The organism is Mycobacterium sp. 236(2023), assembly GCF_029623955.1.
Classification (GTDB): Bacteria; Actinomycetota; Actinomycetes; order Mycobacteriales; family Mycobacteriaceae; genus Mycobacterium.
Genome location: NZ_JARSBP010000020.1, coordinates 1 through 3,516, shown reverse-complemented (window position 1 = coordinate 3,516; position 3,516 = coordinate 1). Strand labels below are relative to the sequence as shown.

Annotated in this window: 1 rRNA gene; it reads left to right on the top strand. The window is 55.6% G+C overall.

Annotated features, from left to right (window positions below):
* Positions 1 to 341 precede the first annotated feature (341 nt).
* Positions 342 to 3,459: ribosomal RNA gene (locus P9A17_RS33165) — 23S ribosomal RNA — on the top strand.
* The last annotated feature ends 57 nt before the right edge of the window (positions 3,460 to 3,516 follow it).

Here is a 3,516-nt window from a genome sequence, read left to right as displayed (position 1 = left end):
GGGCTTGTCTGTAGTGGACCGGGTTCTGGTGCAGGACAACAAACTTGGCGTGGGTGCGGGAAAGCATCTGCGGAAAATCATCAGACACACTATTGGGCTTTGAGACAACAGGCCCGCAGTTCCCTGGCCCCTGTGTGGGGTGGGAGGCGTGTTGTTGCCCTGCTTTGGTGGTGGGGTGTGGTGTTTGATTTGTGGATAGTGGTTGCGAGCATCAAAAGGGTGCACAGGCTTTCGGGTGTGTGTGCTTCTTTTATGTAATGCAAATTTTTCTGATACTCGCATGTGCTGCATGCCTTTTTGGGTGTGTGGTGTGTGTGGGTGACTCATTTTTTGGTTTTGTGTTGTAAGTGTTTAAGGGCGCATGGTGGATGCCTTGGCACTGGGAGCCGATGAAGGACGTGGGAGGCTGCGATATGCCTCGGGGAGCTGTCAACCGAGCGTGGATCCGAGGATGTCCGAATGGGGAAACCCGGCACGAGTGATGTCGTGTCACCCAACGCTGAATATATAGGCGTTGGGGGGGAACGCGGGGAAGTGAAACATCTCAGTACCCGTAGGAAGAGAAAACAAAAGTGATTCCGTGAGTAGTGGCGAGCGAAAGCGGAGGATGGCTAAACCGTGTGCATGTGATACCCGGCGGGGGTTGTGTGTGCGGTGTTGTGGGACGTTTCTTCTCTCTACCGCCGTGGAGAGCGAAAGTGATCAACCGTTGGGTTAGGTGGAGTGGTCTGGGATGGCCTGCCGGAGAGGGTGAGAGCCCCGTAACCGAAAACTTGACGGCTTTCGTGGAATGTTTCCCGAGTAGCAGCGGGCCCGTGGAATCTGCTGTGAATCTGCCGGGACCACCCGGTAAGCCTGAATACTTCTCAGTGACCGATAGCGGATTAGTACCGTGAGGGAATGGTGAAAAGTACCCCGGGAGGGGAGTGAAATAGTACCTGAAACCGTGCGCTTACAATCCGTCAGAGCCGACTTGTTTGGTGATGGCGTGCCTTTTGAAGAATGAGCCTGCGAGTCAGGGACATGTCGCGAGGTTAACCCGGGTGGGGTAGCCGTAGCGAAAGCGAGTCTGAATAGGGCGTATCCAGTCAACAGTGGCTGGTGTAGTGGTGTGTTCTGGACCCGAAGCGGAGTGATCTACCCATGGCCAGGGTGAAGCGCGGGTAAGACCGCGTGGAGGCCCGAACCCACTTAGGTTGAAGACTGAGGGGATGAGTTGTGGGTAGGGGTGAAAGGCCAATCAAACTCCGTGATAGCTGGTTCTCCCCGAAATGCATTTAGGTGCAGCGTCGCAGTGTTCGTGTCGGAGGTAGAGCTACTGGATGGCCGATGGGCCTCACAAGGTTACTGACGTCAGCCAAACTCCGAATGCCGACACGGTGTAATGCGGCAGTGAGACGGCGGGGGATAAGCTCCGTGCGTCGAGAGGGAAACAGCCCAGATCGCCGGCTAAGGCCCCTAAGCGTGTGCTAAGTGGAAAAGGATGTGCAGTCGCGAAGACAACCAGGAGGTTGGCTTAGAAGCAGCCACCCTTGAAAGAGTGCGTAATAGCTCACTGGTCAAGTGATTGTGCGCCGATAATGTAGCGGGGCTCAAGCACACCGCCGAAGCCGCGGCAGCATACTTTTGTGTGCTGGGTAGGGGAGCGTCCTGCATCCTGTGAAGCAGCCTGGTAATGGAGCTGTGGAGGGTGTGGGAGTGAGAATGCAGGCATGAGTAGCGATAAGGCAAGTGAGAACCTTGCCCGCCGAAAGACCAAGGGTTCCTGGGCCAGGCCAGTCCGCCCAGGGTGAGTCGGGACCTAAGGCGAGGCCGACAGGCGTAGTCGATGGACAACGGGTTGATATTCCCGTACCCGTGTGTGAGCGTCCCTGATGAATCAGAGGTACTAAACGCCCAAAACCGTCGTTACCAATCACCTTCGGGTGTGCGGATTGACGGGGCTGCGCGTGACCTTCTCTGGTAGTAGTCAAGCGATGGGGTGACGCAGGAAGGTAGCCGTACCAGTCAGTGGTAATACTGGGGCAAGCCGGTAGGGAGAAACCTAGGCAAATCCGGGTTTCACATATCCTGAGAGGTGATGCATAGCCGAGTGAGGCGAATTCGGTGATCCTATGCTGTCGAGAAAAGCCTCTAGCGAGCGCACACACGGCCCGTACCCCAAACCAACACAGGTGGTCAGGTAGAGAATACCGAGGCGTACGAGTGAACTATGGTTAAGGAACTCGGCAAAATGCCCCCGTAACTTCGGGAGAAGGGGGACCCACATGGCGTGTAAGCCTTTACGGCCCAAGCGTGAGTGGGTGGCACAAACCAGTGAGAAGCGACTGTTTACTAAAAACACAGGTCCGTGCGAAGTCGCAAGACGATGTATACGGACTGACGCCTGCCCGGTGCTGGAAGGTTAAGAGGACCCGTTAACCCTTTTAGGGTGAAGCGGAGAATTTAAGCCCCAGTAAACGGCGGTGGTAACTATAACCATCCTAAGGTAGCGAAATTCCTTGTCGGGTAAGTTCCGACCTGCACGAATGGCGTAACGACTTCTCAACTGTCTCAACCATAGACTCGGCGAAATTGCATTACGAGTAAAGATGCTCGTTACGCGCGGCAGGACGAAAAGACCCCGGGACCTTCACTACAACTTGGTATTGGTGCTCGATACGGTTTGTGTAGGATAGGTGGGAGACTGTGAAGCGGTCACGCCAGTGATCGTGGAGTCATTGTTGAAATACCACTCTGATCGTATTGGGCCTCTAACCTCGAACCGTATATCCGGTTCAGGGACAGTGCCTGGTGGGTAGTTTAACTGGGGCGGTTGCCTCCTAAAATGTAACGGAGGCGCCCAAAGGTTCCCTCAACCTGGACGGCAATCAGGTGTTGAGTGTAAGTGCACAAGGGAGCTTGACTGCGAGACGGACATGTCGAGCAGGGACGAAAGTCGGGACTAGTGATCCGGCACCTCTGAGTGGAAGGGGTGTCGCTCAACGGATAAAAGGTACCCCGGGGATAACAGGCTGATCTTCCCCAAGAGTCCATATCGACGGGATGGTTTGGCACCTCGATGTCGGCTCGTCGCATCCTGGGGCTGGAGCAGGTCCCAAGGGTTGGGCTGTTCGCCCATTAAAGCGGCACGCGAGCTGGGTTTAGAACGTCGTGAGACAGTTCGGTCTCTATCCGCCGCGCGCGTCAGAAGCTTGAGGAAACCTGTCCCTAGTACGAGAGGACCGGGACGGACGAACCTCTGGTCTACCAGTTGTCCCACCAGGGGCACCGCTGGATAGCCACGTTCGGACAGGATAACCGCTGAAAGCATCTAAGCGGGAAACCCCCTCCAAGACCAGGCTTCTCACCCATTAAGTGGGATAAGGCCCCCCGCAGACCACGGGATCGATAGACCAGACCTAGAAACGCAGCAATGCGCGCAGGGAACTGGCACTAACCGGCCGAAAACTTACAACAACAACAAAACCTCGCAACCACAACCACAAACCACAACACCACCCCCACCACCAAAAA